The organism is Paraherbaspirillum soli (assembly GCF_042654985.1).
Taxonomy (GTDB): Bacteria; Pseudomonadota; Gammaproteobacteria; order Burkholderiales; family Burkholderiaceae_D; genus Paraherbaspirillum; species Paraherbaspirillum soli.
In genome coordinates, this window is sequence record NZ_JBHSMT010000001.1 from 1 (window position 1) to 25,672 (window position 25,672).

Annotated in this window: 24 protein-coding genes and 1 riboswitch; of the genes, 18 read left to right on the plus strand and 6 right to left on the minus strand. The window is 59.2% G+C overall.

Going from position 1 to position 25,672, the window contains the following annotated elements; genetic code table 11:
• Window positions 1-74: 74 nt before the first annotated feature.
• From ACFPM8_RS00005 to ACFPM8_RS00030, 5 genes are all read left to right on the plus strand, one after another.
• Window positions 75-326, plus strand: a complete 252-nt coding sequence (locus ACFPM8_RS00005; RefSeq protein WP_378993801.1) for a SymE family type I addiction module toxin — start codon at window positions 75-77, stop codon at window positions 324-326.
• 833 nt (window positions 327-1,159) lie between these two features.
• Window positions 1,160-2,926 (plus strand): DUF6531 domain-containing protein, encoded by a 1,767-nt coding sequence (locus ACFPM8_RS00015; protein WP_465263038.1) that lies wholly within the window; start codon window positions 1,160-1,162, stop codon window positions 2,924-2,926.
• Window positions 2,923-5,373: an RHS repeat-associated core domain-containing protein gene (locus tag ACFPM8_RS00020; protein ID WP_378993668.1), complete on the plus strand. Its 2,451-nt coding sequence runs from the start codon at window positions 2,923-2,925 to the stop codon at window positions 5,371-5,373. The genes ACFPM8_RS00015 and ACFPM8_RS00020 overlap by 4 nt, the downstream gene beginning before the upstream one ends.
• Before the next feature lie 45 nt (window positions 5,374-5,418).
• The gene (locus ACFPM8_RS00025) at window positions 5,419-5,811 is read left to right on the plus strand and encodes a hypothetical protein (protein WP_378993670.1); all 393 of its coding nucleotides are present in this window, start codon (window positions 5,419-5,421) and stop codon (window positions 5,809-5,811) included.
• Between the two features lie 428 nt (window positions 5,812-6,239).
• Window positions 6,240-6,557, plus strand: coding sequence for a hypothetical protein (locus tag ACFPM8_RS00030; RefSeq protein WP_378993672.1), 318 nt, complete (start codon window positions 6,240-6,242; stop codon window positions 6,555-6,557).
• Window positions 6,558-6,652: 95 nt separating this feature from the next.
• Here the strand turns inward: ACFPM8_RS00030 and mnmC are convergent, their stop codons facing one another.
• Together mnmC and ACFPM8_RS00040 are read right to left on the minus strand one after the other, a co-directional pair.
• A complete protein-coding gene (mnmC, locus tag ACFPM8_RS00035) occupies window positions 6,653-8,446 on the minus strand; it encodes a bifunctional tRNA (5-methylaminomethyl-2-thiouridine)(34)-methyltransferase MnmC2/FAD-dependent 5-carboxymethylaminomethyl-2-thiouridine(34) oxidoreductase MnmC1 (RefSeq protein WP_378993674.1) in 1,794 nt (597 codons plus the stop codon).
• A 20-nt stretch (window positions 8,447-8,466) separates the two neighbouring features.
• The gene (locus tag ACFPM8_RS00040) at window positions 8,467-9,471 is read right to left on the minus strand and encodes a TraB/GumN family protein (protein WP_378993676.1); all 1,005 of its coding nucleotides are present in this window, start codon (window positions 9,469-9,471) and stop codon (window positions 8,467-8,469) included.
• Between the two features lie 21 nt (window positions 9,472-9,492).
• On the opposite strand from ACFPM8_RS00040, the gene ACFPM8_RS00045 reads away from it, so the two are divergent.
• The 7 genes from ACFPM8_RS00045 to ACFPM8_RS00075 all read left to right on the plus strand — a co-directional run bounded on the left by ACFPM8_RS00045 (window position 9,493) and on the right by ACFPM8_RS00075 (window position 17,026).
• On the plus strand, window positions 9,493-10,188 hold the full coding sequence (locus ACFPM8_RS00045; RefSeq protein WP_378993678.1) for an HAD-IA family hydrolase: 696 nt from the start codon (window positions 9,493-9,495) through the stop codon (window positions 10,186-10,188).
• 195 nt (window positions 10,189-10,383) lie between these two features.
• Window positions 10,384-10,959 (plus strand): nucleoid occlusion factor SlmA, encoded by a 576-nt coding sequence (slmA, locus tag ACFPM8_RS00050; RefSeq protein ID WP_378993680.1) that lies wholly within the window; start codon window positions 10,384-10,386, stop codon window positions 10,957-10,959.
• Between the two features lie 114 nt (window positions 10,960-11,073).
• Window positions 11,074-12,246: an ABC transporter substrate-binding protein gene (locus ACFPM8_RS00055; RefSeq protein WP_378993682.1), complete on the plus strand. Its 1,173-nt coding sequence runs from the start codon at window positions 11,074-11,076 to the stop codon at window positions 12,244-12,246.
• Between the two features lie 246 nt (window positions 12,247-12,492).
• The gene (locus tag ACFPM8_RS00060; RefSeq protein WP_378993684.1) at window positions 12,493-13,539 is read left to right on the plus strand and encodes a branched-chain amino acid ABC transporter permease; all 1,047 of its coding nucleotides are present in this window, start codon (window positions 12,493-12,495) and stop codon (window positions 13,537-13,539) included.
• On the plus strand, window positions 13,536-15,341 hold the full coding sequence (locus ACFPM8_RS00065; protein ID WP_378993686.1) for a branched-chain amino acid ABC transporter ATP-binding protein/permease: 1,806 nt from the start codon (window positions 13,536-13,538) through the stop codon (window positions 15,339-15,341). The genes ACFPM8_RS00060 and ACFPM8_RS00065 overlap by 4 nt, the downstream gene beginning before the upstream one ends.
• Window positions 15,334-16,089, plus strand: coding sequence for an ABC transporter ATP-binding protein (locus ACFPM8_RS00070; protein WP_378993688.1), 756 nt, complete (start codon window positions 15,334-15,336; stop codon window positions 16,087-16,089). Before ACFPM8_RS00065 ends, ACFPM8_RS00070 begins: the two co-directional genes overlap by 8 nt.
• Window positions 16,090-16,170: 81 nt before the next feature.
• Window positions 16,171-16,328: riboswitch (FMN riboswitch) on the plus strand.
• Window positions 16,329-16,504: 176 nt separating this feature from the next.
• The gene (locus ACFPM8_RS00075) at window positions 16,505-17,026 is read left to right on the plus strand and encodes a 6,7-dimethyl-8-ribityllumazine synthase (protein ID WP_378993690.1); all 522 of its coding nucleotides are present in this window, start codon (window positions 16,505-16,507) and stop codon (window positions 17,024-17,026) included.
• Window positions 17,027-17,075: 49 nt separating this feature from the next.
• Here the strand turns inward: ACFPM8_RS00075 and ACFPM8_RS00080 are convergent, their stop codons facing one another.
• From ACFPM8_RS00080 to gpmA, 4 genes are all read right to left on the minus strand, one after another.
• A complete protein-coding gene (locus tag ACFPM8_RS00080; RefSeq protein WP_378993691.1) occupies window positions 17,076-17,825 on the minus strand; it encodes a HesA/MoeB/ThiF family protein in 750 nt (249 codons plus the stop codon).
• Window positions 17,826-17,901: 76 nt separating this feature from the next.
• Window positions 17,902-19,365 carry a S41 family peptidase gene (locus ACFPM8_RS00085; RefSeq protein ID WP_378993693.1) on the minus strand — a complete coding sequence of 488 codons (1,464 nt, stop codon included), beginning with the start codon at window positions 19,363-19,365 and terminating at the stop codon, window positions 17,902-17,904.
• A gap of 3 nt (window positions 19,366-19,368) precedes the next feature.
• A complete protein-coding gene (locus ACFPM8_RS00090; RefSeq protein WP_378993805.1) occupies window positions 19,369-20,799 on the minus strand; it encodes a murein hydrolase activator EnvC family protein in 1,431 nt (476 codons plus the stop codon).
• A 68-nt stretch (window positions 20,800-20,867) separates the two neighbouring features.
• On the minus strand, window positions 20,868-21,614 hold the full coding sequence (gene gpmA / locus ACFPM8_RS00095; RefSeq protein WP_378993694.1) for a 2,3-diphosphoglycerate-dependent phosphoglycerate mutase: 747 nt from the start codon (window positions 21,612-21,614) through the stop codon (window positions 20,868-20,870).
• A gap of 212 nt (window positions 21,615-21,826) precedes the next feature.
• On the opposite strand from gpmA, the gene ACFPM8_RS00100 reads away from it, so the two are divergent.
• From ACFPM8_RS00100 to gspG, 6 genes are all read left to right on the plus strand, one after another.
• Entirely contained in the window at window positions 21,827-22,228 is a 402-nt protein-coding gene (locus ACFPM8_RS00100; RefSeq protein WP_378993696.1) for a rhodanese-like domain-containing protein, read from the plus strand.
• A gap of 58 nt (window positions 22,229-22,286) precedes the next feature.
• Window positions 22,287-22,550 (plus strand): glutaredoxin 3, encoded by a 264-nt coding sequence (gene grxC, locus ACFPM8_RS00105; protein ID WP_378993698.1) that lies wholly within the window; start codon window positions 22,287-22,289, stop codon window positions 22,548-22,550.
• An 87-nt stretch (window positions 22,551-22,637) separates the two neighbouring features.
• Complete coding sequence (secB, locus tag ACFPM8_RS00110; RefSeq protein ID WP_378993700.1) at window positions 22,638-23,144, plus strand: protein-export chaperone SecB; 507 nt, start codon at window positions 22,638-22,640, stop codon at window positions 23,142-23,144.
• A 215-nt stretch (window positions 23,145-23,359) separates the two neighbouring features.
• Window positions 23,360-23,818, plus strand: coding sequence for an SH3 domain-containing protein (locus tag ACFPM8_RS00115; RefSeq protein ID WP_378993702.1), 459 nt, complete (start codon window positions 23,360-23,362; stop codon window positions 23,816-23,818).
• Between the two features lie 157 nt (window positions 23,819-23,975).
• Entirely contained in the window at window positions 23,976-24,986 is a 1,011-nt protein-coding gene (locus ACFPM8_RS00120; RefSeq protein WP_378993704.1) for an NAD(P)H-dependent glycerol-3-phosphate dehydrogenase, read from the plus strand.
• 220 nt (window positions 24,987-25,206) lie between these two features.
• Window positions 25,207-25,671: a type II secretion system major pseudopilin GspG gene (gspG, locus tag ACFPM8_RS00125; protein ID WP_378993706.1), complete on the plus strand. Its 465-nt coding sequence runs from the start codon at window positions 25,207-25,209 to the stop codon at window positions 25,669-25,671.
• The last annotated feature ends 1 nt before the right edge of the window (window position 25,672 follow it).

The window sequence follows — 25,672 nt, forward strand, 5'->3', positions numbered from 1 at the left end:
CCTTTGGGCGACTCGATCTCCCGTTTCGCGGCGGGAAGCGGCTCCACCGCAACCAAACCCAAACGGAGCCTGAAATGAGATCACCGCTATCCACGCCATACCCTGAATCCACGCCAGTTACGCCAGACAGTTCTCCACCCATTCCCGCACCAACCAGCAACCACCTTCCAGACCGGCTTTTAACCGTCGGCGTCTGCCCGGAGGGTAAGCTCAGAACCCCCTGGATCCGGCTGCGTGGCAAGTGGTTGTTAGCGGCCGGCTTCACGCCCCAGACCCGGATCCGGGTGCAGGTGAGAAGAGGCTGCTTGTTCATTACCCGAGAGTAAAAAGTAGGGCGGATGAGCGCAGCGTTATCCGCCGCTGGATGTGCCATATGTGTGTGATGCATCCATCACGGCGGAAGACGCTGCGCTTTTCCGCCCTACTTTCCGAATGGCCTGTTCTGATGCATGGCTGTTGAACAATTGAACAGCGGGGAGGGCTACATTACATGCGGCCCAAGCTAGCGTGCTGCCTGGCGACGCAATATAGGGTTTTCCGCATTGCAGGCATTGCTTTTATGAAATATGCTCACGCCCCCATGTACGGGCTGGCGCGCAACATCGCGCGACGCCTTAAATCGATTAGAGCAAGTCACAGGAGCAGTGCAATGAAAGGACGACAGTTTTTCGTCAGCGGGTTACGGAGATTATTTTTGAGCAGATTCTTGTCATGGACCTTGATGAGTTTCGCGGCAATTTTTACGCATCAAACTGCCTCGGCAGGAATGGTGCAGATTGTTCCGCAAAAAATGTATGCAGTAAATAATGTTGGTATGTTTTTTAGTCTGGAGCAGGCTGCAAATGCGGGTGTTGCGGCATATTGCGTGAATGCGTTCACCCAAAACTGTCGAGATCTTGTTAATGCAGAGGGCTTCAGGGCGGATATAGGTTGGTTTTGGTCCTCCACATATACTTGGACTCGGGACGGTATTGACCATATTGGTGACATTCATTCCATTCCAGGGAGCACGGCAGGATCCATTGAGTGGGAATGCCCCGACGGTTCCAGGACAGGCTATCCAATCCCATTTTGCTCAAGTAATCCGGCGCTCCCCATCCCATCTAAAAATACGGGAGGACACGCTTCTGACAACTGTCCTTGCAAGGATAAGATTCCGATGGCGGGCAATCCCATCAACGTCGGCACCGGCAATAAATTTCAGCAAGAGACGGATTACAGCGGCGCTGGTCCATTTCCACTTATCTTTAAACGCTCGTACAACAGCGTCAATTACACAATTGCTGTATTGCTGGCACAGAACATAGGGATGCGCTGGCGCCATTCTTATGATCGCGCTGTTTATGTCACGTCAAACGGTACAAACTCAACCGCGACGATTACCCGGCCTGAAGGGAATGCCAATTTTTTTGCGCTCGTGAATGGCGTGTGGACCCCCGATTCTGACATTTCGGACAAACTTGTTTCGTTGACGGACACCGCTGGAAAAACGACTGGCTGGCAATACACAACAGCGGATGGCGACAATGTCGAGACCTACAACGCCGCCGGGCTATTGATCGCTATCGCCAATCGCAATGGCATGACACAGACGCTGAGCTACAGTGGGAATCTGTTGACACGTGTGACGGATAACGGCGGACGTCAACTCAATTTCACCTATGACGCCAAAGGGCGGATTCATACGGTGACGGATCCCGCAGGCGGCGCCATTACCTATACCTACGACACTTACTACGATCAGTTCCTCAGTACCGTCACGTACCAGGATGGCAAGGTAAGGCGCTATGTCTATAACGAAACCGGATATCACGGAAGTTTGACTGGCATTGTCGATGAAAATGGCGCGCGGTTTGCCACCTTCGGCTATGACGGCAATGGCAAAGCGGTCTCGACCGAGCATGCGGGTGGGGTGGAGAAATATAGCGTCATCACAGATACAGGTAACAAATTGGGCACGGTGACAGATCCGCTCGGCGCCATCCATACCTACAACTTCCAAGTCATCTTGGGTGTGCTGAAAAGCACAGGTCAAACACGATCTGCCGGTTCAGGCAGTACTGCTGCGACTACCGTGTTGACTTACGACGCCAATGGCAATGTCGCGAGTTACACGGACTTCAATGGCGCCGTCACGACCTTCAGCTACGACCTGATCCGCAACCTGGAAACCAGCCGGGTCGAAGCGTCCGGCACCCCGCAAGCGCGCACCATCAGCACCCAATGGCACCCGAGCTTCAGCCTGCCGCTCAAGCTCGCCGAGCCGAAGCGCGTGACCAGCTACAGCTACGATGCGTCCGGCAATCTGCTGAGCAAGACCGAGCAAGCGACCAGCGATGCGACCGGTGCCCAAGGTTTGGCGCCGACCGTGACCGGCAGCGCCCGCAGCTGGAGCTATAGCTACAACAATGTCGGCCAGCTATTGACCGCCATCGGCCCGCGCACCGATGTCGCCGACAAGACAACCTATGCGTATGACAGCAACGGCAACCTGAGCACGATCAGCAACGCCGTCGGCCAAGTGACGAGCTTGTCGAACTACGACGCCAATGGCCGGGTAGGGCTGATTGCGGATGCGAATGGCGTCACCACCACATTGACGTACAGTCCGCGCGGCTGGCTGACCGGCAAGACCGTCACCGCCAACGGCATGACCGAGAGCACCAGCTATAGCTACGACGGCGTCGGCCAGCTGACCCAGGTCACGCTGCCGAATGCTTCTACGGTCAGCTACAGCTACGACCCGGCGCACCGCTTGATCAAGATCGCCGACAGCGTCGGCAACAGCATCGTCTACACGCTCGACAACATGGGCAACCGCCTCAGCGAACAAGTGAAAGATCCGAGCGGCGCACTGGCGCGGCAGACCAGTCGCGTCATCGACGCGTTGAATCGCTTGCAACAAATTACCGGAGCAGTGCAATGAGAAGGCGTTTCACTTTGAATCAACAGCGGATCAAGACCATCGTCGGTGCCGTGTTGTTCACGCTGGCTGGCACGACAGTCGCACAGCAAAACACGACTTTCAGTTATGAATACGACGCGATGGGTAATCGGACCAAGATTACCGATCCGCTCGGTCACGTGACGACGCAAAGCTATGACAGCCTGGGCCGGCTGATGCAGCAAACGCAACCGGCGCCGACCGCTGGCGGCAGCAGCCCAACCATCAGCTACAGCTACGACGGACTGGCTCAACTGAGCACGGTCACTGACCCAAGAAATTTGGTCACCAGCTACAGCATCGACGGCCTCGGTAACCAGACCGCGCTGACCAGCCCCGATACCGGCAGCACGACCAAGACGTACGACGTCGCCGGCAATCTGAAAGCCAGCACCGACGCCCGCGGCAAGACAACCAACTACAGCTACGACGCGCTGAATCGGCTGACCCGGATCGACTACGCCAGCGGTGCCGCGACCCAGTTCGAATACGACGGCGGCGCGACCGGTGCGCCGAATGCGATCGGTCACCTGACGCGGATGATCGATGGCTCGGGGCAAACCACGTATGCGTATGACGGCTTCGGGCATTTACTCACCAAAGTGCAAACCATAGTCAGCGGCACCACGGCCACCAGCCGTACTACCAGCTATACCTACGGCAGCAGCGGCAACACGGTCGGTATGCTCGCCAGCATGACCTACCCGAGTGGCAACCGGATCAACTTCAGCTATGACGCCGCCGGTCGCGTCAACAGCCTGAGTTTGAACCCGACCAATGCCAGCGGCGGAACTAACAGCGGCAGCAACATTGCGCTATTGACCGGCATCGGCTACCAAGCGTTCGGCGCGGTCAATGCCTGGACTTGGGGCAACAGCAATGCATTGAGCAGCAGCACCTACGCCCGTGGCATCGACCTCGATGGCCGCATCACCAGCTATCCGCTCGGTGACCTGCTGAACAACGGCACCAACCGCAGCGTCAGTTACGACGCTGCCGGCCGGATTGTCAGCAGTAGCCACATCGGCAGCGGCACCGGCAACAATGCCCCGGCCAATTACAACCAAGGCTACGGCTATGACAACCTGGACCGCCTGACCAGCGTCACCGGCAGCAGCGGCGCCAACAACCAAAGCTTCCAGTACGACGCCAATGGCAACCGCACCCAGGCCACATTCGGCGGCAGCACTTATGCCAATACCATCGCCGCGACCCGCAACCGGCTGAACGCGACCAGCGGACCGGCACCGGCGAAGAGCAACAGCTACGATGCCGCCGGCAACCTGCTCAGCGACGGCAGCATCAGCTACACCTACAGCGACCGCGGCCGCATGGTCAGCGCGACCAACGCTGGCAATACCGTCACGTACAGCCATAACGGCCTCGAACAGCGGGTGCAAAAGCAAGGTCCGGCAGCGATCGTTGCGACCGGCAGCAACAGCTATGTGTATGACGAAGCCGATCACCTGATCGGCGAATACGACGCCAATGGGCAAGTGATCGAAGAGACAGTGTATCTGGGCGACTTGCCGGTCGCGGTGCTGAAACAGGCCGGCATCGGTGCGAATCAAACCACAGCGACCAATGTCTATTACGTCTACGCCGATCATGTCGACACGCCACGAGTCATCACGCAAGCGACCGATAACCAAATGGTGTGGCGCTGGGACAATGCCGATCCGTTCGGCATGCTGCCGCCGGATGAAAATCCAAGCGGACTGGGTGTCTTCACGTACAACCAGCGTTTCCCCGGGCAGTTGTATGACAAGGAGACCAATAATTTTTACAATATCAACCGGGATTATGATCCGCAGTTGGGGCGCTATCTAGAAAGCGATCCGATCGGTTTGGGTGGCGGGATTAACACTTATACGTATGGGTTGAATCAACCGACGCGGTATACAGACCCCGAAGGACTCAACGTTGCAGCAGCTGCAAGACCTGCCATCAAATGCCTGTTAAATCCTGTCTGTCGTGCTGCCGCAGCGGCGGCAGCGACTGCCGCTACGGCTGCTGTTGCAAAGATTTGCAGCGACGGCATTGATAAGTTTCTCCGCTGGTGGTATTCACAAGATAATGCGGAAGGCGCAAACAGCGGCAATGGAAAGTCAGGTGCGAAACCACCTAAGGACACGCAGCCGATCTCAAATCCGCCGCAGGCACCGGTAATTCCCCCTGATTGGGAAAGTAAACCGGGACGGAATGGTGGCGAGGTGTACTACCCACCTGGCACCAATCCAGCTGATGGTGAACACATTAGGGTGATGCCGCCGGGCTCCTCACCTGTACCAGGGTATGAGGATGGGTATTGGCGTTGGGTTAATGGAAATAAGCAACCAATGGACCCATCGACAGGGAAGCCCGGTAGAGGTCAGGGTGATACACACGTGCCGCTTCCTCCGGACTCGCTGCCTCCGCCGCGTCGCTAACGAAAAACCCCGTCGCAGCGTCTCTGTGGCGGCTTAGGAGTTCTTATGTACATACTGCCAGACGATTTTGATGTTCAATTGCTTTCAGGTTGCTATCTGGAAATGATTTGTTTTGGACCGAGCGTCACGAAGCTCGATTTCTCCCGCCCGCAAACTACTCCGGGTTTGGCTCCTTATAAGGTTTCATTCTGTGTCGAGGCCGGGCTGTCATACCAACTTGGAGGGACTTCTGGTAGGCGTGAATTTTCCGATCCTGCGACATGTGCATCACTGATCAGCTTCTTGTTGAAAGACGTGATGTCAGTTACGCGTGTCGGGAGCGCATCGCTCGAACTCTCATTCGGTGATGTGGGCAACATCATGATTGAAGCAGATTGCGATGCTGAGTTTGAGTCCTATTCGATCTATCTGAATTCCGGTGACGTGATATTCGTTTAACGCGGTAAGTTTAGCGGTAGGTTGGCGCTGAGCTTGCGAAGCCCAACATGAGCTGACAGCATCCCCCGTATTTCGCATAGAAAAGCCACCCTCTCCAATATCCCCGGATTGGGTGGCTTTCCTTTCAGGCGTGGGTTTGTGTCATTGCCTATTTTTCCGCACTTCTCCACCGAGCTTTCCCCTGTAAGCCGTGAAAATGAGGGATGGGCTGCTTGAGGCGCGCGCGCATGGAATGTCGGGCTTCATTTCATTCTGCCCAATCTACCGAACTACCTTTGGAACGGCTTGCCGGCAGATGTTTCAGTGTGTATCAGACGCGTGCAAAACCCGGGCATGCTGCAGCTTTTTGAAACATAAAACCGTCCGCCGGCCGATTTCTATCGCCTATATTTAAAGTGCAATATGCGCGTTATTGATGGAGGTGTTGAATGAAAGTCAAGGCCGCTTTATTCGCCAGTTTGCTGGCATTAGGTGCTGGATTGATGACGTCGCCGACCCCGGTTCTGGCGCGCACCTATGTTGATGTCCAAATCGGCCCACCGCCGCCGCCGCGCTATGAGCGCCTGCCGCCGCGACGCTACGGTTATGTCTGGTCGCCGGGTTACTGGGCCTGGGATGGCTATCAATATGTCTGGGTGCGCGGGGGCTGGGTCAGGGTGCGGCCAGGTTACCGCTATTACGCGCCGCACTGGGAGCGCGGTGAGCGCGATCGGTGGGAGTTCCGGGAGCGTCGCTGGGAACGGTAAAGGCGTTGTAGGTTGGGCTCCAAAGCCCAACGTTTGGTAGCGACGAAAGAAATGTTGGGCTTGCCAGCCCAACCGACTGGTCGCTCTTAATCAAGTCAATTGCCGCCGCGACGTCGCGTCTTCAGCAGGAAGCGCGCCGGATCGAGCGCCGCCGCCAGCTCGTTCTCGATCGGCAGCGGCTCGCCGTTCAACTGCGAGGCTAGCAGTTCCGCCGCCAGCGGCGCCCAGATCAAGCCGCGCGAGGCATACGCCAGCAAGCCGTACAGGCCCGGCAAACGCGGCATGTCTTTCAGTTGCGGTTCCCGCTTGCTGCAATGCGCCGTTTGATCCGGCAACGCGCCGACCAGCGGCAGGCGGTCGGCGGCGACGCAGCGAAAGCCGACCCGGCCGGCCAGCGGCAGCGTAGTCATATCGGTTTTTGCATCCGGCCAATCGGGCAGCATATGTGCCAGCCGTGTCAAATTTTCGTCTTGACTGGTTTGTCGCAGAGCTTGCTCGCCATCCTCGTCGTAGGACGCGCCGACGCTGCAAATCCCGTTGTATGCGGGCGTCAGGTAAGCCTCGCCGCAAATCACCGGCGCCGGCTCGTCTGCAATTTTGGGTGCAACGTTGGCGTCCAGATAAGTGACCTGGCCGCGGATCGCGGTCAACGGCAATCCGTCGGCCTCGGCCAATGTCAGCGCGCCGCAGCCGTTTGCCAGGATCACCACCGGCGCGCTGGCGATCTCCGCGCCGTTGGCGTCGCGCACGGTCCAGCCGTCGCCGATTCTTTCCAGCGCCGTCGCGTGTTGGCCGAAATGGCTTTGCAAGCGGTCGCCGCAGGCGCGCAGCATGGCTTGGCACAGGCTGTGCGGATGGAGCCAACCGCCGGCGGGAAAGTGCCAGCTGCCGGCGCTGACGGCTGTGCCGGCGACAGTGCTGGCGGCAGCCTGGTCCAGCCATTGCGCATAGGCGGCCGGGGTGTGCGCTTGCTGCGCCAGTTGTTGTTGGGCGATCGCGTGTTCCGCATCGCGCGCCACTTGCAGCACGCCGCAGGTGGCGCCGCTGATGGCGTTGCCGATGCCGCCCAGTTCGCGCCATAGCTGCAGAGCAAACAGGTAGGCGCTGCGGCTCAGGCGCGAGGTCGGATTGTCGTCTTTGGACAGCACCGGCATGAAGATGCCGGCCGCATTGCCGGATGCTTCCTGCGCCACTTGCGCATGGCGTTCGATCAGGCTCACTTGCCAGCCGCGCATCGTCAGACGCTGGCAAGCCGCCGTGCCGGCCAGTCCGGCGCCGATCACAATTGCGCTGCGCTGGTCGGTTTTTGCGGCGGCAGTGACGGATTGCCAGCGCGGAGAAAAGCGCGCATGCGGCGTCTTGCCGCTGTCATTTTCAAACACGAATCCGGCCTGCTGTAGCGCCTTTTGCGCCGTATCGACCAGCGCGGCGCTGCTGAGGATCGCTTGCGTCGCCGCCAATCTTCCCAGCCGCGTCAGCAGTGGCGGCGGCCATTGTTGCAACGCCGACCCATGCAGATAAAAAGAGTCCACGCTGGCCTCCAACTGCCGCAGGCAGGCTGCGCTGTCGCCTATCATCAGCGTCAGTACGATTCGGCCTTGTTCCAGAAAGATGCGATGGAAGCCCGGCACCGCTGGCGGCCATGCGGCGCCAAGCTCGACGGCCAGCGCGTGCCACTGCGCGCTGGTGTCGTACAAGGGCAGCGGCGACAGCGCCAGGTAATGCAATTGCTGCGGCCGTTGAGGGTCGTCGCGCCATGCCTGCCAGGTGGCGAAAAAATGCAGGCCGGCGTCAAACGCGGTGTCGAGCACAACAAAGCGCGACCGTTGCTGCCATGCGTGACGGCTGGCGGCAACGGCTGCGTCGGGAGGCAGTGGCGGGGCTGACATTGGCGTACTTATTGATTTACTTAATAAATCCGTTCCACGCTGTAACCGCGTTGCCGCAGCAGCGCCGGTACGCTGTTGCTGCCCACCAGATGCAGGATGCCGATGCCGGCAAACGCGGTCGGCGTCGATTTCAGCAGCTTGCCGATGCCGTCCGCCAGCCCCGGATTGCGGCCGTCGAGCAGGGCGCGTTGCACGAATTTGCTGGAAAACGTCGCGTCATTGGTCAGCTCTTGCAGCATCGCCGCCAGCCCATCAAGATCGCCACCGCGCCACAATGCAACCAGCTGTAATGCCTTTTTCGCATTGGCCGGGTCGCTCATTCCGGTGACGGTATCTTGCAAGAAAAGGACTTGATCTGAGATGGATAGATTGCCCATCAGCGACAGCTGCTGTTCAGCGCTCTCCAGTTCCACCAGCGGCTTGTGCTGGCTGTGTGCAAAGTCGGCCAGTACCGTGTCGACGCCGTATTGCGGTTGATAGCCGCTGCCGGTGTATTCGCTCAAAGCCAGCATCGTCGCCAGCAACCACGGTTTCATGACCGCCAAATTGGCTGTCGGCATGCCGTTTTTCTCCAGCAGCGCGCTGACGCTCTGTTGCAGTGCCGGCGGCAGGTCTTGCGTATTGGTGTTGCCGTCGGCGTACATGCCATATTTTTGCAATGACGGCATCATTGCCTGTGCGTTGCCCGGATCAAGTTCCAGCGCGATGCGGGACGATTGTTTTAGCGCCTGCCTGACCTTGGGATCGAGCGGATAAAAATCGGCGCGACCGATGTGGATGGTGCCGAACAAATAGACCGTATGTCCGGCACGCTGGATCTTGAACAGCGCGCCGCCCTGGCGACTGACCTGAGTTTGCGCTTCGACGTCGGTCGCAACATCCTTGGCCGGCACTGCGGTCGGCAGCAGCAACAGCGCACCGAGAGTCAGCGGCAGGAGCAGGTGGTGCGGCCGCAAATGCGCCACGCGGCTGGGGCTCAGGCGATTAAGCAGGGCGCTCAATGTCACTATAATCTGGCTAAACACTTGTTCTCCTGGATAAAATTCGTGGCCAATATTACACCGCTCTGGTTGTTCGATCTGGACAATACCTTGCACAACGCATCGCATGCTATTTTCCCGGCGATTCACGACAACATGAACGCGTTCATGGCGCGCACCCTGGGCGCGGGCGGCGCCGATGCCGATGCGGCCACCGTCGATGCGACCCGGGCCGAGTACTGGCGGCGTTACGGCGCGACTTTGCTGGGGCTGGTCAAGCATCATCAGGTGCGGCCGGAGGATTTTTTGCGCGAGGCGCATCGCTTCGACGATTTGCTGGGCATGATCCGGGCCGAGCGCGGCTTGATCAATTTGCTCAAGCGTCTGCCTGGACGCAAGATCTTGCTGACCAATGCGCCCTATCGTTATTCGCGCGACGTGATGCGCCATCTGCGCTTGCAGCGTCATTTCGGCAAGCATATTTCGATTGAGGCTATGCATGTGCATCGCCAATTGCGGCCGAAACCGTCGCGTCATTTATTGCGCCAGCTGATTGCGCGCGAGCGCACACCGGCCCGGCGCTGCATCCTGGTGGAAGACACCATCGCCACGCTGAAGGCGGCCAAGCGGGTCGGCATGCGCACGGTGTGGGTCACGCAATACCTGGACCGCAATCCAAATCTGATAAAGCGCACCGGATACGTCGATGTCAAAGTAAAATCCGTGCGGCAGCTGGCAAGGAATTTGCACCGGCTGCGTTAGGTCACCTCTAAAACCTACTGCGCGAGCCAATCTCGGGGCTGCAGGGTTGACATATTCGTCGCCGTACCTCCGTACGGCTGCGTGTCATCCCTCCCGACCTTGGATCGCTCGCTACGGTTTTAGAGGCGACCTGAAAAGCATATAGATTTCTTTTTTTAAGCCGATTAGCATCCGGCGATCACCAAGCGATAAATAATGGCAACTAGTAAACCCGGCGAACGCAAACTCCAGATTCTCCAGACATTGGCGACAATGCTGGAACAACCCAAAGGCGAAAAAATCACCACCGCCGCGCTAGCCGCCAGGATCGAAGTGTCGGAGGCCGCGCTGTACCGGCATTTCGCCAGCAAGGCGCAAATGTTCGAGGGCTTGATCGATTTCATCGAGTCGACCGTGTTCGGCCTGGTTAATCAAATTACAGAGCAGCAGGAAAAAGGCTTGCATCAGGCGCAGGCGATTGCGCTGATGTTGTTGAATTTTGCGGAACGCAATCCGGGCATGACGCGGGTCATCATCGGCGACGCGCTGGTGAATGAAGACGAGCGGCTGCAATTGCGCATGAACCAGTTTGTCGACCGCATCGAACTGGCGCTGAAACAGGCGCTGCGGATCGCCGCATCGCAGGGCGAGACCAACGCCGCGGAAACGGCGCTGCGCGCCAACATCCTGACCAGCTTCGTGCTGGGCCGCTGGCAGCGTTTCGCCAAGAGCCGCTTTCAGCAAAAGCCGAGCGACGATGCTCCGCAGCAGATTGCATTGATGCTGGTGTAGTCGGCTTCTCCGGTGCTTGCACGCTTGTGCGAGTGTGGTTGAAAAGCTACACTTGCACGCTATCAACGCCGACTCCGGCGCCGCTGCAAGTCAAACCATCATGGAGCGCATCACATGAAGCAAGCATGGCTGGGAACCACCCTTTCCGCAGTATTGGCACTGACGCTAGGCACCGGCGCCGGCACCGCAAGCGCGCAGATCAAAGTGGGCGTGAGCGTGTCGGCCACCGGCCCGGCAGCATCGCTCGGCATCCCGGAAAAGAATACCTTCGCCTTGCTGCCCAAGGAAATCGCGGGCCAGAAGGTGCAATACATCGTGCTCGACGATGCGACCGACACCACTATCGCGGTCAAGAATGCGCGCAAGTTGGTCAGTGAAGAAAAAGTGGATTTGCTGATCGGCTCGACCGCCGTCCCCGGCTCGCTGGCGATGAGCGACGTGGCGGCCGAATCCGGCACGCCGATGATTTCGATGGCGGCTTCGGCCTCGCTGGTGGAGCCGGTCGATGCCAAGCGCCGCTGGATTTTCAAGACGCCGCAAAACGATTCGCACATGGCGACCGCGATCATCGCCCACATGGCCGATGCGGGTGTCAAGAGCGTTGCCTTTATCGGCTTTTCCGACGCCTACGGCGAGGGCTGGTATCGCGAATTTTCCAAGCTGGCCGAGCTGCGCAAGATCAAGATCGTCGCCAATGAGCGTTTCACCCGCAACGACACTTCGGTCACCGGCCAGGTCTTGAAGATGGTCAGCGCCAATCCCGATGCGGTGCTGATCGCCGGCGCCGGCACGCCCGCCGCGCTGCCGCAAAAAACGCTGAAGGAACGCGGCTACAAAGGCCGCATCTATCAAACCCACGGCGTTGCCAACAACGACTTCCTGCGGGTCTGCGGCAAGGATTGCGAAGGCACTTTGCTGCCGGCCGGACCGCTGCTGGTGGCGGAACAGCTGCCCGACAACAATCCGGTCAAGAAATCGGCGATGGCTTATCGTACCGCTTACGAAAAAGCCTACGGCGCCGGCAGCATTTCAACCTTTGGCGGTCATGCCTGGGATGCCGGCTTGCTGCTGGCCGCGGCAACCCCGCAAGCGCTCAAAAAAGCCCAGCCCGGCAGCAAGGAATTCCGCGCTGCCCTGCGCGACGCCATCGAGTCCATCAAGAACCTGCCGGTATCGCACGGCATCGTCAATATGAGCCCGACCGACCACGTCGGCTTCGACCAGCGCGCGCGCGTGATGGTGCAAGTGGTCAACGGCAAATGGAAATTGCTGGGCGCAGCGCAATAAAAGTTAAAGAACGTAGGTCGGAAAAGCGCAGCGCCTTCCGACGTCCCTGCGAACCGCTAGGCAAAGCCAAGGGCTTGACCGGCTGATGCGATTCCCGCCGTCGGAAGGGTGTAGCAGGGGTTTCAGATGGCATGCCATCTGCCTGCGGAACGGTATCCGCTTGCTAGCGGATACGCGCCCTGCAAGGGCTGCGCTTTTCCGACCTACGATACAAATCAATACGCGACTCATAGTCAGGCCTCCCACATGGATCTATCTATCGCCGCCATCCTGGCTCAGGATGGCATCACCAGCGGCGCCGTGTACGCGTTGCTGGCGCTCGCGCTGGTGCTGGTGTTTTCAGTCACGCGCGTCATCTTCATTCCGCAAGGCGAGTTTGTGGCGTTCGGCGCACTGACGCTGGCGGCGCTGCAATCCGACAAATTCCCGCTGTCGGCAACTCTGCTGCTGGTGCTCGGCCTATTGTGTTTTGTCCAGGAAGCCTGGGCCATTGTTCGCAGCCGTCAGACGGTCATGCGCGGCATGCTGATGGCGCTGGTGAAGTTTGTCGTGCTGCCGCTGGCGATTGTCGCCGCAACCCGGCTCTACGGTCATGCGTCGTTGCCGATGGCCTTGCAGGTTTTATTGACTTTGCTGATCGTGGTGCCGATGGGGCCGATGATTTACCGGCTGGCGTTTCAGCCGCTGGCGGAGGCCAGTACGCTGGTGCTGCTGATCGTTGCGGTCGGCGTGCATTACGCGTTGACCGGCATCGGGCTGCTGATGTTCGGCGCCGAAGGATCGCGTACCGCGCCATTTTCCGATGCCCGTTTTGAGATCGGCGGCTTGACGGTATCGGGCCAGAGCGTGGTCATCGTGGCGGTCGCGGCGCTGTTGATCCTGGCGCTGTATGTGTATTTTGAACGCGCACTGTCCGGCAAGGCGCTGCGGGCGACCGCGGTGAATCGGCTCGGTGCGCGCCTGGTCGGGATCGGCACCGGCCAAGCCGGGCGGCTCGCGTTCACGCTGGCGGCCGCATTGGGCGCCTTGTGCGGGGTGCTGATCGCGCCGTTGACCACGGTGTATTACGACAGCGGCTTCCTGATCGGGCTGAAGGGGTTTGTCGGCGCCATCCTGGGCGGCCTCGGCAGTTATCCGCTGGCCGCTGCCGGGGCCTTGCTGGTCGGCCTGCTGGAATCGTATTCGTCGTTTTGGGCCAGCGCTTTCAAGGAAGTGATTGTGTTCACGTTGATCATTCCGGTGCTGCTGTGGCGCTCGCTGCGCAGCAAGTCGGTCGACGAGGGAGATCAATGATGCGCAAGTTTTCTGCTGCTGTGGTGCCGTTCGCGGCTTTGGCGGTCGTCATCGCGCTGCTGCCGGTCTTGCCGACGCCGGAGTTCTGGATCACGCTGGCCAATTACATCGGCTTGTACGCGATCGTTGCGCTGGGGCTGGTGCTGCTGACCGGCGTCGGCGGCCTGACCTCGTTCGGCCAGGCCGCATTCGTCGGTCTCGGCGCTTATTCGACCGCTTATCTGAGTACGCAGTGCGGCTTATCGCCGTGGTTCGGTTTGCTGGCAGGGCTAGTCGTGACCATGTTGGCGGCGCTCGCCATCGGCGCCATCACGATGCGTCTGTCCGGCCATTACCTGCCGCTGGGGACGATTGCCTGGGCGCTGTCGCTGTATTTCCTGTTCGGTAACCTGGAGTTCCTCGGCAAATACGACGGCTTGAACGGGATTCCCGCGATCGACCTGTTCGGCGTCACGCTCGATAGCGGCCGCAAGATGTATTACCTGATCTGGCTGGTGCTGCTGCTGGCCTTGCTCGGCGTGCAAAACCTGTTGAATTCGCGGCCCGGCCGCGCGATTCGCGCACTCAACGGCGGCGGTTTGATGGCGGAGGCGATGGGCGTTGATACGGCCAGGATCAAGGTATTGATTTTTGTGCTGGCGGCTTTGCTGGCGAGTGTGTCCGGCTGGTTGTACGCGCACTTGCAACGCTCGGTCAATCCGACCCCGTTCGGCCTCAATGCCGGGATCGAATACCTGTTCATGGCGGTGGTGGGCGGTGCCGGGTATGTGTGGGGTGCGCTGCTCGGATCGACCTTGCTGACCTTGCTGAAGGACCAGCTGCAATCGCTGTTGCCGAAACTGCTGGGCGCCAACGGCAATTTTGAAACCATCGTGTTCGGCATCCTGATGGTGCTGCTGTTGCAGCGCGCCCGCGATGGTCTGTGGCCCTATCTGCGCAAATGGCGGCCGCAGCGGCCGCTTGCCGTCGCGCCGGCTTCCGCTCCGGCCTTGCCGGTCCGTACCAAGCATGCGGCGGGTGAGGTGGTGCTGGAGATAGCCCGGGCCCGCAAAGAATTCGGCGGCCTAGTCGCGGTCAACGATATCGGCTTTACTGTGCGCGCGGCGGAAATCGTCGGCTTGATCGGTCCCAACGGGGCCGGCAAATCGACCATGTTCAACCTGGTTACCGGAGTGCTGCCGCTGACTTCCGGCGCGATCAAATTCCGTTCGCACGGTGAGTTGCAGCGGATCGACGGCTTGCCGTCGCGCCAGATCGTGCGCCGCGGCATCGCCCGCACCTTCCAGCATGTGCACCTGATGCCGGCCATGACGGTATTGGAAAACGTCGCGCTTGGCGCCCATTTGCGCGGCACGCATGGCGACGTGATCGGAGTCGCCGCCAGCATCGTCCGCCTCAACCAGACCGAAGAGCAGGCCCTGTTGTTCGAAGCCAAAACGCAGCTGGAGCGGGTCGGCCTGGGTCAGCTGCTGTACGCGGAAGCCGGCAGCCTGGCGCTCGGCCAGCAGCGGATTCTGGAAATTGCGCGGGCGCTGTGTTGCGATCCGACTTTGTTGCTGCTGGACGAACCGGCTGCGGGTTTGCGTTATCAAGAGAAGCAGGCGCTGGCCGACTTGCTGCGCAAGCTGAAAGCCGAGGGCATGAGCATCCTGTTGGTGGAGCATGACATGGACTTTGTGATGAATTTGACCGATCGGCTGGTGGTGATGGAATTCGGCACCAAGATTGCCGAAGGTTTGCCGGCCGAGGTGCAGCAGCATCCGGCGGTGCTGGAAGCCTATCTGGGAGGGATCGATGAATAACATAGCCGATCCGATCCTGGAAGTTAGCGAGCTGCACGTCGCCTACGGCAAGGTCGAGGCGTTGCACGGCGCCGGTTTGCAAGTCGGTGCCGGCCAGATCGTGACCGTGATCGGTCCTAACGGCGCCGGCAAATCGACCATGTTGAATGCGATCGCCGGCGCCTTGCCGAACAACGGCAGCCTGCGCGGCACGGTGCGCTTGCGCGGCCAGGACATCGGCAGCGTCGCGATCGAAGCGCGGGTGGCGCGCGGCATGTGCCTGGTGCCTGAGACGCGTGAATTGTTTGCCAGTATGAGCGTGGAAGACAATCTGCTGCTCGGCAGCTATCGCCGCTATCAGGCGCGCGAGCGCGGCTACGCCGACCAGATGCCGCTGGTGTACGACTTGTTTCCGCGCTTGCGGGAGCGGCGCCGGCAGCCGGCCGGCACCCTGTCCGGCGGCGAGCGGCAAATGCTGGCGCTGGGCCGGGCCTTGATGGCCAAGCCGCAACTGCTGCTGCTGGACGAGCCCAGCCTCGGCCTGGCGCCGTTGATCGTCAGGGAAATTTTTCACATCATCGTGCGCCTGAAACAAACCGGCGTCGCCATCCTGCTGGTCGAACAAAACGCGCGCGCCGCGTTGCAGGCTGCCGATTACGCGTATGTGCTGGAAACCGGCGACGTGGTGCTGGAGGGGCCGGCGGCGCAACTGGCGAACGATCCGAAGGTGATTGATACCTATCTGGGGTTGGTCAAAAAAGCGGGTTAAAAGTGACCGGCCAAGCCAGCCTGATTGTGCACGCCGGAAACATTTATGATAAATTCCTGGCTCGGCCGCATGGTGCGGCCGAGATGTTCTCAGGGCGGGGTGCGATTCCCCACCGGCGGTAATTGCGTGCAATGCGCATAGCCCGCGAGCGCTTGGAGCCGCGTTATTTGGCGACAAGGTCAGCAGACCCGGTGTGATTCCGGGGCCGACGGTATAGTCCGGATAAAGAGAGAACAGGTTCCTGGAAGTGCTTAGAGATCTTGCTGCGCGGTCGTCGCATGACGTCGTGCGGCGTGCGATTTTTCGATTGACCACGGTCGATCTGAATTCTGCACGTGCCAAGGATTTTGAGCCGCTTCCCGGTTCCTTTCGATCCAACGCGCCCTGTTTTTTTCATTAAACAGGAGTCATTCAAATGCAACATTCAGCAGTCGATATTCAATCCAAACTGTTAGGCCAACGCATCGCTTTCATCCAGGCCGGTTGGCATCGCGACATCGTCGATCAATGCCGGATCGCCTTTATAGCCGAAATCGCCAAATCCGGTTACAGCGAAAACGACATCGATTTCTTTGAAGTCGCCGGCGCCTTTGAAATTCCGTTGCACGCAAAGCTGCTCGCCAATAGCGGCAAATATGCCGCCGTCGTGGCTGCCGGGCTGGTCGTCAACGGCGGCATTTATCGGCATGAGTTCGTGGCTCAGGCGGTGATTTCGGGCTTGATGCAAGTGCAGTTGGAAACCGGTGTGCCGGTGCTGTCGGCGGTATTGACCCCGCACCATTTCCACGCCGGTGAAGAGCACCAGAAATTCTTTCACGAACACTTCCTGGTGAAAGGTGCGGAAGCGGCCAGGGCTTGCGCCGATACCATCCGGAAGTTGCGTGCTCTGAGCTTGCCGCAAGTTGCCGGCGTTGCGCGCGCGTTACATAGCGCGTAGTTGATAGCCGCGGATCGCCTGTCGATTTTTGTCGGCGGGCGATCCGTGTTTAATGTCCGTTGCAGACCGGACAGGTTGCATCGCGTGCGGCCTTGATCCGGGTCCACTCCATCGTGCGCGCATCCAGTATCAGCAGTTGTCCGGCCAGTGAAATGCCGATGCCGGCGATCAGCTTCAGCGCTTCGGCGGCCTGCATGCTGCCGATGATGCCGACTAGCGGCGCGAACACGCCCATGGTGGAGCACTGGATTTCTTCGAACTCCTGATCCGGCGCGAACAGGCAGGCGTAGCACGGCGAGTTTCCCTTGGATGGATCGAATACGCTGATTTGGCCGTCGAACTGGATTGCGGCGCCCGATACCAGCGGCACCCGGTGCTTGACGCAGGCGCGATTGATGGCGTGGCGGGTGGCGAAATTGTCGCTGCAATCGAGCACCACGTCGGCCTCGCGTATCAGCGCCTCCAAGCGCTCTGCGTCGGCCCGTTCGGCGACGGTAATTACTTTGATATCGGGATTGATCTGGCTTAGTGCGGTTTTGCCGGACTCTACTTTGGCCAGTCCGACCCGTTCGCTGGTGTGCATGATCTGCCGCTGCAAATTGGTCAGGTCGACCGTATCGTTATCCACCAGCGTGATCGTGCCGACGCCGGCCGAAGCCAGATACAAGGCGGCTGGCGAGCCGAGGCCGCCGGCGCCGATGATCAGCGCGTGCGCCGCCAGGATTTTTTCCTGACCGTCGATGTCGATTTCGTCGAGCAGGATGTGACGTGAATAGCGGAGTAGTTGTTGATCGTTCATGACGTCGTGGAGCAGAAGGAGGATATGGATAAAAAAAGGCCGCATTGCTGCGGCCTTAGTTTAATGTAAAAAACGCTTATTTCTTTTCGGTTTTTTCGCCGTCCAGCTTGTCGTCTTTTTCAGCTTCCAATCTTGGTTTGGCCTTGGATACCAGCACCGGCAAGCCTTTGAGATGGTTCAATGCCTGCGTCAGCTGGAAATCTTCCTTGCTGCCGAATTCCAGTGGTTTGCGCTTTCTTTCGATGGCGGCCAAGCGCTGTGCTTCTTCCAGCTCGTCGACCTGGGGCGCGGCTGCTGGTGCCGATTCCTTGTCCTTGTCGTTGCTCAGATGCTTGGTCAGGTCGGCTTCGCGCAGGCGCAGGCCGTTCAGTCCGTCGCCGTCGGCATATTCATCCACCATCACGTCCGGCACGATGCCGCGGGCCTGGATCGAGCGGCCGTTTGGCGTGTAGTAGCGGGCGGTGGTCAGCTTGACCGCGGTTTGGCGATCGGGCGGCAGTGCGATCACCGATTGCACCGAACCCTTGCCGAAGGTCTGGGCGCCCATGATGGTGGCGCGCTTGTAATCCTGCAGCGCGCCGGCCACGATTTCCGAGGCCGAGGCCGAACCGGCATTGACCAGCACTACCATCGGTACTTTCTTGATGGCCTCAGGCAGTTTTGCCAGCGAATCGCTGATCGGGCTGTTGGCGTAGTACTCGCGCTTGGCATAGAAGGTCGCCTTGGAACTCGGCAACTGGCCGTTGGTCGAGACCACCGGCGCATCCTTTGGTAGGAAGGCGGCGGAAACGCCGATCGCGCCCGGCAATACGCCGCCCGGATCGTTCCGCAAGTCCAGCACCAGGCCTTTCAGATGCGGCTCCTGGGCGTAGATGGCGGCGATTTTCTTGGCCATGTCGTCGACCGTCGGCTCCTGGAACTGGGTCACGCGGATCCATGCGTAGCCGGGTTCGACCACTTTGGATTTGACGCTTTGCACCCGGATTTCCTGGCGCGTGATGCTGATGACCAGCGGCTTGTCTTCATCCTTGCGGGAGATGGTCAGCGTGATCTTGGTGTCCGGTTCGCCGCGCATGCGCTTGACCGCTTGATCCAGGGTCAGGCCCTTGACCGGGGTCGAGTCGAGGCGGGTGATCAGGTCGCCGGCCTTGATGCCTGCGCGGTAGGCGGGCGAATCCTCGATCGGCGAAATGACTTTGACGTAGCCGTCTTCCATGCCGACTTCGATGCCGAGGCCGACGAATTTGCCTTGGGTGCTCTCGCGCAACTCTTTGTAGGCCTTCTTGTCCAGGTAGGCCGAGTGCGGGTCGAGCGATGCCACCATGCCGGAAATGGCTTCAGTCAACAGCTTCTTGTCATCGGGCGGCTCGACGTAATCCGACTTGATGAGCCCGAATACGTCCGTCAGCTGGCGCAGTTCTTCCAGTGGTAACGGCGCTCCGGCGCTTTTCTGCGCAATGGCGTCGAACCCGATTGACGCGCCGATGCCGGCCATGATGCCCAAACTGATTAAGCTAATGTTCTTGAGTTTACTGCTCATGATTCACCTAGTAGTTACCCATCCGAGTGGGTCAAACGCACGGCCTTGATGCCGAATTTCGAAGTATAAACCCGATTGTTCATTGCCGCCGCTGTTCCCTGCATTGGCAATCACATCGCCGCTCTTTACCAGATCGCCCGGGCGCTTCAATAGCGCCTGATTATTGCCGTAAATCGTCATGTACTGGTTGCCGTGGTCGACGATGATCAGGTTGCCGAAACCGCGCAGCCAGTCGGCAAACACCACCCGGCCGGTGGCGACCGCCTTGACTTCGGTCCCTTCCGCCGCGCGGATAAACAGCCCCTTCCAGCTCGGGCCGTCGCCGCGTTTGGCGCCGAAGCGCGCCACCAGGTCGCCTCGCAGCGGTAGCTTGAGCTGGCCGCGCAGCGCTTCAAACGGACCGCCGTAGGCGGCATCCCGGGTGTCGGCTGGCGGCGTTAATTCATTGCGTGCCGGCATGGTCGTCGGCGTCGATGGCGCGGGATCGTCATCTATCGCATCGGGATTGGCGGGCGGCGTCCTGGCATTTTGCGGCGGCTCCGGCGGCGCTGGCTTTTTGGCTAATGCCGCGCGTTGTCGTTCACGTTGCTGTTCTCGCTCACGCTGGCGCTCGCGCGCGGCTTGCGCTTGGGCCTGCGCCTTCGCCTGCTGCTCCTGGCGTTGTTTTTCACGGGCAGCGGCTTCCGCCGCTTTTTGCTCTTCGATCAGTTGCGCGAGCTTGTCGACCAAGCCCGACAAGCGTTGATCGTCGCGTTGCATGTTGCCAACTTCCTTGCGCTGGCTAGCCAGCTTGCTGGAAAGCTGGGTCAGCAGCGTGGCGCGCTTGCCTTTTTCTTTCTCTAACAAGGCTTTCTGGTCGCGTTGTTCCTGGGTAATTTCATCCAGGTCATCCTTGGCATTCCGGGTTTCGGTCTGATTGGCTTCCACCGCCGCCAGGTTCGCGCGCAGCGATTCGAGCAGCCGGGCCTGGGCCTGCGACACATAGCCCATGTATTGCAGGTCGCGATTGATGCGGTTCGGGTTGTCGCCCGACAGCAGCAATTTGATGCGGTCTTCGTTGCCGGCCACGTATTGCTGGCGGAGCAGGCCGGACAGTTGCGCTTGCTGGGCGGCGACGGTTTTGCTGAGTTCGTCGTGCTTCTTTGCCAATGCCGCCAGCTTGGCTTCAGTCTGCTGTTGTTCATTGCCGAGGTCGCGCAGCGAGCGGTTGGCTTTGGAAATCGCCTGTTCGGAATCGGCCAGGGCGTCGGCGGCATCGTCTTTGGCGGTCTCGGTCTGGCCGATGTCGTGCTTGAGCGCGTCCAGCTTCTGGCGCAAGTTGGCGCGTTCAGCTTCGGCGGCCTGCTTTTGTTTGCTGCGCTCGGTGACTTTGGCGGCGGCCTGGGCCGGCAACGGCAATGCCGCCGCCAGCGCCAGCGACAATAGCCATGCCAGCGCTGCGTTAGTGCAGCGTTCGGCACGGCCTTGGGTCAAAATGGTCAGCTTGTTGCCTGGGAAAATATTTATTTCGCTTTCCCCTGGCTGGCGACCGCGTTCATGGCGGCTTCGATCGCGGCCTGGTCGCCCAGGTAATAGCTCTTGATCGGTTTCAGCTCGGCGTCCAGTTCGTAGACCAGCGGCTGGCCGTTGGGGATGTTGAGGCCGACGATATCCTGGTCGCTGATGCCGTCCAGCATTTTGATCAGCGCGCGCAGGCTGTTGCCGTGGGCCGAGATGATGATGCGCTTGCCGCTGCGGATGGCCGGTGCGATTTCATCATTCCAGCACGGCAATACCCGCGCTACGGTGTCTTTCAGGCATTCGGTGAGCGGGATTTGTTCGCGCTGGAGGCCGGCGTAGCGCGGGTCGTCGTAGGAAGTGCGGGGATCGTTCGGCTCCAGCGGCATCGGCGGCGTGTCGTAGCTGCGACGCCACACCATGACTTGTTCATCGCCGTATTTGGCGGCGGTTTCGGCCTTGTTCAAACCTTGCAATGCGCCGTAGTGGCGTTCGTTCAAGCGCCAGTGATGCTCGACCGGCAGCCACATCAGATCCATCTCGTCGAGTGTGCCCCACAGGGTGCGGATGGCGCGCTTGAGGACCGAGGTGTAGGCCAGGTCGAAAGTGAATCCGGCTTCTTTCAGCAGTTTGCCGGCTTGCCGTGCTTCCGCCACGCCTTTTTCAGTCAGATCGACGTCGACCCAGCCGGTGAAGCGGTTTGCCAGATTCCAGGTGGATTCGCCGTGGCGCATCAATACGATTTTATACATGGTGAGTTTGCTAAGGTAAGTAAGAAACTGGTCAGCGCTCAATCCGGCCCTGAGACGTCTTTTAAAAAGAGGATGCGTCCCAATCTCGGGTCGTATGACGCCGGGGATTTGTCCTGCGTTAAGGTTTTTTAAAAGGGGAGCCTAATGCGAATTGAATGGCGCTTCAGCTTCTATTTTATAATGTCGCGATTGACTACGACCATTGGATCACTGTGAAATTCTTGATTGATAATATTTTTCTGTTCGGATTGGCAATTTTGTCGGGCGGCGCGCTGTTGCTGCCCATGTTGCAAAAGCGTGGCAACAAAGTGACGACTTTACAGGCAACCCAGCTGATCAACCAAGGCAAGACGCTGGTGCTGGATGTGCGTGAAGGCAATGCCTTTGCCGCCGGCCATTTGATCGATGCCAAAAACATCCCGCTCAAGGACCTGCCGCAGCGCATCGCTGAACTGGACAAGTTCAAGGCAAAAAATGTGATTGTGGTGTGCCAGACCGGCATCCAATCCTCGAAGGCAGTGACGCAACTGGCCAAGGCCGGTTTCGCACAGGCGTACAGCCTCGACGGCGGGATCGCCGCCTGGCAGACCCAGGGTCTGCCGATCGTTAAATAAATAAGCTGGCCGGAATAATCGGCTGGTGAATCTGGCTTAAGTAATGCAAGGAAAAATAATGACTGCCCACGTTGTAATGTATAGCACCGCAGTGTGCCCATATTGTGTCCGCGCCGAGCAATTGTTAAAGACCAAAGGCGTCGAGACGATCGAAAAGATCCGGATCGACCTCGATCCGCAACAGCGCGACACGATGATGCAAAAGACCGGACGTCGCACCGTACCGCAAATTTATATCGGCGAAACCCATGTTGGCGGCTTCGATGATTTACACGCATTGGAGCGCGACGGCAAGCTGGAACCGCTGTTGCAAGGCGCCTGATTCAGTCGATTACTGAAGATTTGTTGCTGGTTTTATCAACGGATGGCGATCATCGCCATCTCATTTTAAATTTACCGAAAGAGTTTCATGGCTGAAGAAAATAAACAAGCTGAACAACAACCCGTGTTCCAGATTCAACGCGTTTACCTGAAAGATTTGTCGCTGGAGCAACCGAATTCGCCGGCTATTTTCCTCGAGCAGGATGCTCCGCAAATCGAAGTTGCTGTCGATGTCGGCGCTGAAGCGTTGGCTGAAGGCATCTTTGAATCGACCGTCACCGTGACCGTCACGGCCAAGGTCAAGGACAAGGTAGCGTTCCTGGTCGAAGGCAAGCAAGCCGGTATTTTCGAACTGCGCAACATCCCGGCCGAGCAACTCGACCCGCTGCTCGGCATCGGCTGCCCGAACATCGTCTATCCTTACCTGCGCGCCAATCTGGCGGACGCCATCACCCGTGCCGGTTTCCCGCCGATCCACCTGGCTGAAATCAACTTTGAAGTGTTTTACCAGCAGCGTCTGCAAGCACTGGCCGAGCAACAGCAAAAGGGCAGTGGCGACAGCATCGCGGTGGACGGTTCCACTGCGATCAACTAGAAAGCAAAAACAATTGCGGGACAGAGTTTAAGAGCCACCGCAGCGTGGCGAATTACTCTGTCCCCAACTAACTAAGTTAAGCGCTTAAAGCAAGCAAGAACTTTTGCAACACAGAAGCAGGGCTAACGGAAGGTAGCAACGACTTCTCCCTGCTTAAGACAAGTTTTACCGCGGATTACGATCACCTGCGGCCTACCGACAATTGGAGCCAATTAATGAAATTCGTACATGTAGCCGGTCCAATGACGCTGTTGTTGGGCAGCTTGCTTGGCCCTGTCAGTGCGGCGCATGCCCTCGACTTCAAAGCGGTCGGCGCAGCACCGGCGGTCTTGTATGACGCGCCTTCCGAAAAAGGCCGGCGGGTAGCGGTAGCGCCGCGCGGCATGCCGGTTGAAGTGGTGCTGACCTACGGCGAGTGGACCAAAGTGCGTGATGCCAGCGGCGATTTGTCGTGGCTGCAGTCCAAGGCCTTGGTGGCCAAACGGAATGTACAGGTGAGCGTCAGCAACGCCAAAATACGGGTCAATCCAGATGCCGGCGCTGCCGTCGCATTCAGCGCCGACAAGGGCGTACTGCTGGAATTGCTGGAGCCGGCATCATCCGGCTGGATCAAAGTGCGTCACCGCGACGGTCAAAGCGGTTATGTCAAAGGCGCCGAGGTGTGGGGCGATTGAGCTTGGCGGACTCGCCAAAACTTTGCTCTCGCCTTGTCATCCTCGTCTTGTAACAGTGCGTTTTCAGGCGAGCGTTTCCGAATCTTCCCTACTATCCTCCTGTTAGCTTCCCGTGCCCCCTGAATCCGCCCCCCAATTCACATCCGAATCCAGGCCCATGCGCATTACGATACTCGGCGCCGGCGCCTGGGGCACCGCGCTGGCTATCGCACTGGCGCCGCGGCATCGGGTGTTCCTGTGGGGGCGCAATCCCGACGCAATGGCGGCAGCCGCGGCGCAACGCGAAAACGCGGCTTACTTGCCCGGTTTCGCATTGCCGGACGGTTTGACCGTCAGCGCCGATTTTTCGCAGGCGATAAGCCATGTGACTGCTGCCGGGGCGGCGGATGACGGCTTGTTGATTGTGGCTTCGTCAGTTGCCGGTCTGCGCTCGCTGGCGCAGCAGCTGCAAGCCTGCCCGGTGCCCAATATCGTCTGGTTGTGCAAGGGGTTTGAACAGGAAACCAGCCTGTTGCCGCATCAAATCGTGCGTCAAGTGCTGGGCGATGCGATCCCCGCAGGCGCGCTGTCCGGCCCGTCTTTTGCGCAGGAGGTCGCACGTGGGTTGCCATGCGCGCTGGCTGTCGCTTCCGACCATCCGGGCCTGAGTGAACGGGTAGTGGCGGCGGTCCACGGCGGCAATATCCGGGTTTACTCCACCGACGATCTGGTCGGGGTGGAAGTCGGCGGCGCTGTCAAGAATATCCTGGCGATTGCCACTGGCGTCGCCGATGGTTTGGGGCTGGGGCTGAATGCGCGCGCCGCCTTGATCACGCGCGGCTTGGCGGAAATTACCCGGCTTGGGATTGCGCTCGGCGGCCGCAGCGAGACTTTCATGGGCCTGTCCGGCGTTGGCGACTTGATTTTGACCTGCACCGGCGATCTGTCGCGCAATCGCAAAGTCGGTCTGGGACTGGCGCAAGGCAAAAAGTTGGACACCATCGTGGCCGAACTCGGTCATGTCGCCGAAGGCGTGCGTTGCGCCGCCGCGGTGCGCACCCTGGCCAGGCAGCGCGGAGTCGATATGCCGATTACCAATGCGGTAGCTGGCGTGCTGTTCGACGGCGATTCGCTGCACGCCGTGGTTGAACTTTTGCTATCGCGTAATCCGCGCGAAGAAGCCGCCTGAAACCCACTTTTGCTCAAATCTTGCGCAAATTCCCACTTATAGAAGTTTATATAGCGATGCAATGTCGTTAAATGTGTTAACAAGTAGTATTATTTCCGCGTGTCAATTTATTGGCAAAAGCCAAGCAGCCTAAATTCAGCGTTTTCTCAGTTATGAGCGATCGTATGCGGCATATAATCGTTTTTTACACATAACAGTGGCTTTTTCGACAAGGAAATACATGCATACTTTAATGTTCCCATCCGCACGCCGTCGTTTTTCGACTGCCGTGCAACGCGGCTTTACGCTGATTGAAATCATGGTGGTAGTGGTGATTATGGGGATCCTGGCAGCACTGGTTGTGCCCAAGCTGATGGGGCGTACCGACGATGCGCGGATCATGGCCGCGCGCCAGGACATCGCCACCATCATGCAGTCGTTGAAGCTCTACAAGCTCGACAATCAACGCTACCCGACCACCGAGCAAGGGCTGCTGGCGCTCATTACCAAGCCGACCACCGGCCCCGCAGCCAACGGCTGGAAAAGCGGCGGTTACATCGACAAACTGCCGAAAGACCCGTGGGGCAATCCATATCAATTTCTCTCGCCTGGCATCAAAGGCGAAATCGATGTGTTTTCATATGGCGCGGACGGGCAGCCCGGCGGTGAAGGCAACGATGCCGATATAGGCTCGTGGGATCTGTAAT

Bases quoted from the DNA above. Each gene is read 5' to 3' on its own strand.
- ACFPM8_RS00005 (WP_378993801.1), top strand. From the start codon at position 75: ATGAGATCACCGCTATCCACGCCATACCCTGAATCCACGCCAGTTACG.
- ACFPM8_RS00015 (WP_465263038.1), top strand. From the start codon at position 1,160: ATGGCGGGCAATCCCATCAACGTCGGCACCGGCAATAAATTTCAGCAA.
- ACFPM8_RS00020 (WP_378993668.1), top strand. From the start codon at position 2,923: ATGAGAAGGCGTTTCACTTTGAATCAACAGCGGATCAAGACCATCGTC.
- ACFPM8_RS00025 (WP_378993670.1), top strand. From the start codon at position 5,419: ATGTACATACTGCCAGACGATTTTGATGTTCAATTGCTTTCAGGTTGC.
- ACFPM8_RS00030 (WP_378993672.1), top strand. From the start codon at position 6,240: ATGAAAGTCAAGGCCGCTTTATTCGCCAGTTTGCTGGCATTAGGTGCT.
- mnmC (WP_378993674.1), bottom strand. From the start codon at position 8,446: ATGTCAGCCCCGCCACTGCCTCCCGACGCAGCCGTTGCCGCCAGCCGT.
- slmA (WP_378993680.1), top strand. From the start codon at position 10,384: ATGGCAACTAGTAAACCCGGCGAACGCAAACTCCAGATTCTCCAGACA.
- ACFPM8_RS00055 (WP_378993682.1), top strand. From the start codon at position 11,074: ATGAAGCAAGCATGGCTGGGAACCACCCTTTCCGCAGTATTGGCACTG.
- ACFPM8_RS00060 (WP_378993684.1), top strand. From the start codon at position 12,493: ATGGATCTATCTATCGCCGCCATCCTGGCTCAGGATGGCATCACCAGC.
- ACFPM8_RS00065 (WP_378993686.1), top strand. From the start codon at position 13,536: ATGATGCGCAAGTTTTCTGCTGCTGTGGTGCCGTTCGCGGCTTTGGCG.
- ACFPM8_RS00070 (WP_378993688.1), top strand. From the start codon at position 15,334: ATGAATAACATAGCCGATCCGATCCTGGAAGTTAGCGAGCTGCACGTC.
- ACFPM8_RS00075 (WP_378993690.1), top strand. From the start codon at position 16,505: ATGCAACATTCAGCAGTCGATATTCAATCCAAACTGTTAGGCCAACGC.
- ACFPM8_RS00080 (WP_378993691.1), bottom strand. From the start codon at position 17,825: ATGAACGATCAACAACTACTCCGCTATTCACGTCACATCCTGCTCGAC.
- ACFPM8_RS00085 (WP_378993693.1), bottom strand. From the start codon at position 19,365: ATGAGCAGTAAACTCAAGAACATTAGCTTAATCAGTTTGGGCATCATG.
- gpmA (WP_378993694.1), bottom strand. From the start codon at position 21,614: ATGTATAAAATCGTATTGATGCGCCACGGCGAATCCACCTGGAATCTG.
- grxC (WP_378993698.1), top strand. From the start codon at position 22,287: ATGACTGCCCACGTTGTAATGTATAGCACCGCAGTGTGCCCATATTGT.
- secB (WP_378993700.1), top strand. From the start codon at position 22,638: ATGGCTGAAGAAAATAAACAAGCTGAACAACAACCCGTGTTCCAGATT.
- ACFPM8_RS00115 (WP_378993702.1), top strand. From the start codon at position 23,360: ATGAAATTCGTACATGTAGCCGGTCCAATGACGCTGTTGTTGGGCAGC.
- ACFPM8_RS00120 (WP_378993704.1), top strand. From the start codon at position 23,976: ATGCGCATTACGATACTCGGCGCCGGCGCCTGGGGCACCGCGCTGGCT.
- gspG (WP_378993706.1), top strand. From the start codon at position 25,207: ATGCATACTTTAATGTTCCCATCCGCACGCCGTCGTTTTTCGACTGCC.